Here is a 5,987-nt window from a genome sequence, read left to right as displayed (position 1 = left end):
GGCGTGTGTCGAAAGTAGCGCCGGCTGCCCGAAGGGCAGGCCCGGCGGTGTCCGGTGCGTGCGATCGCAAGGCGGAGGGTCGCCCCGATACTGGATGTATCGGGGCGAGCCCGACAACGCGGCGAGCGTGCGTGCCGGGCGCCGCCGGGCAGGCGGGACTTTCGACACACGCCCTAGCGGGCCTCGGCGACCGCGTGGTCCTTGCCGTGGCCCTCCTCGGCCTCGCCGACGAAGGTGCGCCACAGGGCGGCGTAGCGGCCGTCGAGGGCGAGCAGCTCGGTGTGGGTGCCGTCCTCGGCGACCCGGCCGTGGTCCATCACGATCACCCGGTCGGCGCGGGCCGCGGTGGTGAGGCGGTGCGCGACGACCAGCGTCGTGCGACGGCCCGCGAGGCGGTCGGTGGCCGCGTTGACCTGGGCCTCGGTGGCCAGGTCGAGGGCGGCGGTGGCCTCGTCCAGCAGCAGCACGTCGGGGTCGACCAGCTCGGCCCTGGCGAGGGCGATCAGCTGGCGCTGGCCCGCCGACAGGTTCCGGCCACGCTCGGCGACCTCGTGGAGATAGCCGCCGTCGAGGGTGGCGATCATGTCGTGGGCGCCGACCGCGCGGGCCGCCGCCTCCACCTCGGCGTCGCTCGCGTCCGGACGGCCGTACGCGATGGCGTCCCGGACCGTGCCCTCGAACAGGTACGCCTCCTGCGGGACGACACCGAGCCGGTGCCGGTACGCGGTGAGGTCGAGCTCGCGCAGGTCGGTGCCGTCGGCGGTGACCCGGCCGCCGGTCGGGTCGTAGAACCGGGCGACCAGCTTGACCAGGGTGGACTTGCCCGCGCCGGTCTCGCCGACGAAGGCGACGGTCTGGCCCGCGGGTATCCGCAGGTCGACGCCGGACAGCGCGGTCTCGTCCACGGGGGCGGCGGGGGACGTGGGGTCCGCCGGGGCTTCGGCGCCCGCGTCGGCGCCCTTGCCGTACGCGAAGGACACGTTCTCGAAGGCGATCTCGCCGCGCAGCTCCCGCACCGCGCGCGGGTCCTTCGCGGGGGCCGTCGACGTCGGCTCCTGGAGCAGCTCCTGCATCCGCTTCAGGGAGACGGCGGCCTGCTGGTAGCCGTCGAAGACCTGCGACAGCTGCTGCACGGGCGCGAAGAACAGGTCGATGTAGAGCAGGTAGGCGACGAGGGCGCCGGTGGTGAGGGTGCGGTCCTCGATCCGGTTGGCGCCGACGATCAGGACGGCGGCCGCGGCCACAGACGACAGCAGGGTGACGAACGGGAAGTAGACCGATATCAGCCACTGGCCGTGGATCCGGGCCTGGCGGTACTCCTCGCTGCGGGCCCGGAACCGCTCGGTGCCCGCCTGCTCGCGGCGGAACGCCTGGACGATCCGGAGGCCGGACACGGACTCCTGGAGGTCGGCGTTGACGACGCCGATGTGCTCGCGGGCCAGCTCGTACGCCTTCACGCTGGCGCGGCGGAAGTAGACGGTCGCGACGATCAGGACCGGCAGGGTCGCGAAGACCACCAGGGCCAGCTGGAGGTCGAGCACGAGCAGCGCGACCATGATGCCGAAGAAGGTGACGACGGAGACGAAGGCGGTGACGAGCCCGGTCTGCAGGAACGTCGACAGGGCGTCGACGTCCGTGGTCATCCGGGTCATGATCCGGCCGGTCAGCTCGCGCTCGTAGTAGTCGAGGCCGAGCCGCTGGAGCTGGGCGAAGATCTTCAGGCGCAGCGCGTACAGGATCCGCTCACCGGTCCTGCCGGTCATCCGGGTCTCGGCGGTCTGCGCGACCCACTGGACGAGGACGGTCACCAGGGCGAGCCCGGACGCGGCCCAGACGGCGCCGATGGCGAGCTGGTTGACGCCCTTGTCGATGCCGTGCCGGATCAGCACCGGCAGGAGCAGTCCCGCGCCCGCGTCGACGGCGACCAGGCCCAGGCTGATGAGCAGCGGCAGGCCGAAGCCGCGCAGCAGGCGGCGCAGACCGTAGGCGGCCTCCGGGGAGACCGCGCGCTCCTCGTCGACGTCCGGGACGTCGTCGGCGGGCGGCAGGGCCGCGACGGCGGCCAGCAGCTCGGGGGTGGCGCCGGGGGTCGCGGCCTCGCGGTCGCCGGCCTCCTCGCGCACCCACAGGGTGGGCGTGATGCCGCGCTCGGCGTCGAACTCGGCGTCCAGCTCGGCCCGCAGGGTGTGGTCCTCGGGCAGCTCGGTGCGGGGCGGGTGGCCCGGCGAGACTCCGCCGAGGCCGTCGGGGTCGGTGAGCAGCCGCCGGTAGAGCGGCGAGCGGGCCTCCAGCTCCTCGTGGGTGCCGATGTCGGCGAGCCGGCCGCCGTCGAGGACGGCGATCCGGTCGGCGAGGCCGAGGGTGGAGCGGCGGTGCGCGATGAGGAGGGTGGTGCGGCCCGCCATGACCGACTTCAGGGCCTCGTGGATCTCGTGCTCGACCTTGGCGTCGACGGCCGAGGTGGCGTCGTCGAGGACGAGGAGGCGGGGGTCGGTGAGGATGGCGCGGGCCAGCGCGATGCGCTGGCGCTGGCCGCCGGACAGGGTCAGGCCGTGCTCGCCGACCGTGGTGTCGTAGCCGTCGGGCAGCTCGGCGATGAACCGGTCGGCCTGGGCGGCCTTCGCGGCGGCGTCGATCTGCTCCTGGGTGGCGTCGGGGGCACCGTACGCGATGTTGGCGCGGACCGTGTCGGAGAAGAGGAAGCTGTCCTCGGGGACCAGGCCCATGGCGGCCCGCAGCGAGTCGAGGGTCAGCTCGCGCACGTCGTGGCCGCCGACGAGGACGGCGCCGTGCGTCACGTCGTAGAACCGGGGCAGCAGCAGCGAGACGGTGGACTTGCCGGAGCCGGAGGCGCCGACGACGGCGACGGTCTCGCCGGGGCGGATCTCCAGGGAGAAGCCGCGCAGGACGGGGCTGGTGCGGCCGTCGGCGGTCTCGTACGCGAAGGACACGTCGTCGAACTCGACGGTGGCGGGCGCGTCGGCCGGGAGCTCCTTGGTGCCGTCGGCCATCGACGGCTCGGTGTCGATCAGCTCCAGGACCCGCTCGACACCGGCCCTGGCCTGCTGGCCGACGGTGAGGACCATGGCGAGCATCCGGACCGGGCCGACGAGCGAGGCGAGGTAGGCGGAGAAGGCGACGAAGGTGCCGAGGGTGATCTTGTCCTGGTAGGCGAGCCAGCCGCCGAGGGCGAGGACGCCGACCTGGCCGAGCGCGGGCACGGCCTGCAGGGCGGGGGTGTAGCGCGAGTTCAGCCGGATGGTGCGCAGCCGGCCCGCGAACAGCTTGCGTCCGGCGGCCCGGATCTTGCCGGTCTCCTGCGCCTCCTGGCCGAAGCCCTTGACCACCCGGACGCCGGTGACGGCCCCGTCGACGACGCCCGCGACCTGCGCGGCCTGCGCCTGCGCGTACCAGGTGGCGGGGTGCAGGCGGGTGCGGCTGCGGCGGGCGATCCACCACAGGGCGGGGGCGACGGCCACGGCGACGGCGGTGAGGGGGAGGGACAGCGCGGCCATGATGCCGAGCGAGATGAGGAACAGCAGGACGTTCCCGATGGTCATCGGGAGCATGAAGAGCAGGCCCTGGATCAGCTGGAGGTCGCTGGTGGCGCGGCCGACGACCTGGCCGGTGGACAGCTCGTCCTGACGGCGGCCGTCGAGCCGGGTGATCGTCCCGAACATCTCGGTGCGCAGGTCGTGCTGGACGTCGAGGGCGAGGCGGCCGCCGTAGTAGCGGCGTATGTAGGTGAGGACGTAGACGACGACGGCGGCGGCCAGCAGGAGGCCGGTCCACAGGGCGAGCGAACCGCTGCCGCCGCCCTTGCCGCCGATGACGTCGTCGATGACGACCTTGGTGATGAGCGGGACGAGGGCGAGGACGGCCATGCCCGCGAGGGACGAGCCGAGCGCGAGCACCACGTCCGTCCGGTGCCGCCAGGCATACCCCCACAGCCGACGCGCCCAGCCCTGGCCGCGCCCGCTTTCCGCCCCGCCTTTCGCGGACTCCCCCGTCCGCTCCTGCTGCTGCCCCACCGCCGCCACGTGGCGCCTCCCGTCCGTGCTGCTCTACCGGAAGGCCCAACACCCGCGACGTGCGATTTCATCCCGCCGCAACAATTGAGTGCGGCGGGACGGCGCGGTTCGACGCCGTGCCACTCCTCACAGGTGCGTCGGCTCGAACATGCGCAGCAGGGCCGGGAGGACCACCACCGAGGGGCCGGGGGTCGCCAGGGCCGTCGAGAGGTCCTTGGTGAGGGTGTCGGGGGTGGTGAGAGTCGCCGGGACGCCGAAGGACTCGGCCAGGGCCACGAAGTCCGGGCGGGCCAGTTCGGTGGCCGTGGCCTCGCCGAAGGCGTCCGTCATGTACTCGCGGAGGATGCCGTAGCCGCCGTCGTCGACGATCAGCCACGTCACGTCGAAGCCGTACTGCTTCGCCGTCGCCAGCTCCGCGATCGAGTACATCGCGCCGCCGTCGCCGGACACCGCGAGCACCGGCCGGGTCGGGTCCGCCGCCGCCGCGCCCAGCGCCGCCGGGAAGCCGTAGCCGAGGCCCCCCGCGCCCTGCGCCGAATGCATCGTGTTCGGGCGCCGGGCGTCGAACGCCGACCACGCCCAGTACGCCAGGATCGTCATGTCCCAGAAGCTCGGCGCCGCGTCCGGCAGCGCCTCGCGCACCGCCGCCACCACCCGCTGCTCCAGGCCCAGGTCCTGTGCCGCGAGCCGCTCCCGTACCTTCGCCAGGACCGCCGCCACCCGGGCCGGGGCCCCGGCGTCCTCCCGTACCGGCACCGTCTCAAGGAGCGCCTGCAGGGCGAGCCGGGCGTCCGCGTGGACACCGAGCGCCGGGTGGTTCGACTCCAGCTTCCCCGCGTCCGCCTCGATCTGGATCACCCGGCCGCGCGGCGCGAACGTGTGATAGTTCGACGACAGCTCACCGAGCCCCGAACCCACCACCAGCAGGACGTCCGCGTCCTCCAGGAAGTCCGTCGTGTGCCGGTCCTCCAGCCACGACTGCAACGACAGCGGGTGCTCCCACGGGAACGCCCCCTTGCCGCCGAACGTCGTCACCACCGGCGCCGCGATCCGCTCCGCCAGCGCCAGCAGCTTCCCCGACGCGTCGGCCCTGACCACCCCACCGCCCGCGATGATCACCGGCCGCTCGGCGCGCGCCAGCAGATCCGCCGCCACCGCCGTCAGCTCCGGCCTCGGCACGACCTCCTCCGGCGTCGCGTCCATCGCCGTCACCACCGGCAGGCTCGTCTCCGCGAGCAGTACGTCCTGCGGGATCTCCACCCACACCGGGCCGTGCGGCGCCGTCAGCGCCGACTCCCACGCGGCGGCGATCGCCGACGGGATCTGCGAGTGGGTACGGACCGTGTGCACCGACTTCACCACGTCACGGAACGACGCCTGCTGGTCGCGCAGCTCGTGCAGATAGCCGTGCCGGCCGCCGCCGAGACCCGCCGTCGGGACCTGGCTGCCGATCGCCAGGACCGGCGCCGACGCCGCCGCCGCCTCCTGGAGCGCCGCCAGCGACATCAGGGCGCCTGGTCCGGTGGAGAGGAGGAGGGGGGCGGCCTCGCCGGTGATGCGGCCGTAGGCGTCGGCGGCGAAGCCCGCGTTGTTCTCGACGCGGAGGCCGACGTAGCGGAGGTCGGAGCGGCGCAGGGCGTCGAACATGCCGAGGGCGTGCTGGCCGGGGAGGCCGAAGACGGTGGTGGCGCCGAGGCCGGTGAGGGTTTCTATGACGAGGTCGCCGCCGGTGCGGCCGGTGGGGGGGTTGAGGGCGGCGGCGGTCTGGGCGGGGGTGGGGCGCAGGACGAGGTCGTGGTCGTGGGTCATGAGGTCCTCGGTGCGGGTGGGTGCCGGGTGCGGGTTGTGGGGTGCGGTCCGGTGTCTGGTGCGGGGGTCGGGGCCTCCGTGGGGGGGGGGGGGGGGGGGGGGGGGGGGCGCGCCCCCCGGGCGCCCCCCCCCCCCCCCCGGCACCCC

Annotated in this window: 2 protein-coding genes; both read right to left on the bottom strand. The window is 74.1% G+C overall.

The window, feature by feature from the left end; translation table 11 throughout:
- Positions 1-173 precede the first annotated feature (173 nt).
- Positions 174-3,950 (bottom strand): ABC transporter ATP-binding protein, encoded by a 3,777-nt coding sequence (locus ACIPXM_RS35425; RefSeq protein ID WP_401664277.1) that lies wholly within the window; start codon positions 3,948-3,950, stop codon positions 174-176.
- Between the two features lie 207 nt (positions 3,951-4,157).
- Entirely contained in the window at positions 4,158-5,840 is a 1,683-nt protein-coding gene (locus ACIPXM_RS35420; RefSeq protein ID WP_401664274.1) for a thiamine pyrophosphate-binding protein, read from the bottom strand.
- Between the last annotated feature and the right edge of the window lie 147 nt (positions 5,841-5,987).

It is taken from the genome of Streptomyces sp. NPDC090025, from assembly GCF_044748125.1.
GTDB lineage: Bacteria > Actinomycetota > Actinomycetes > Streptomycetales > Streptomycetaceae > Streptomyces.
The sequence above is the reverse complement of the archived record's forward strand: the minus strand, read 5'-3'. Positions and strand labels throughout refer to the sequence as shown.

Coding starts and splice junctions, on each gene's coding strand:
- ACIPXM_RS35420 (WP_401664274.1), bottom strand. CDS start 5,840: ATGACCCACGACCACGACCTCGTCCTGCGCCCCACCCCCGCCCAGACC.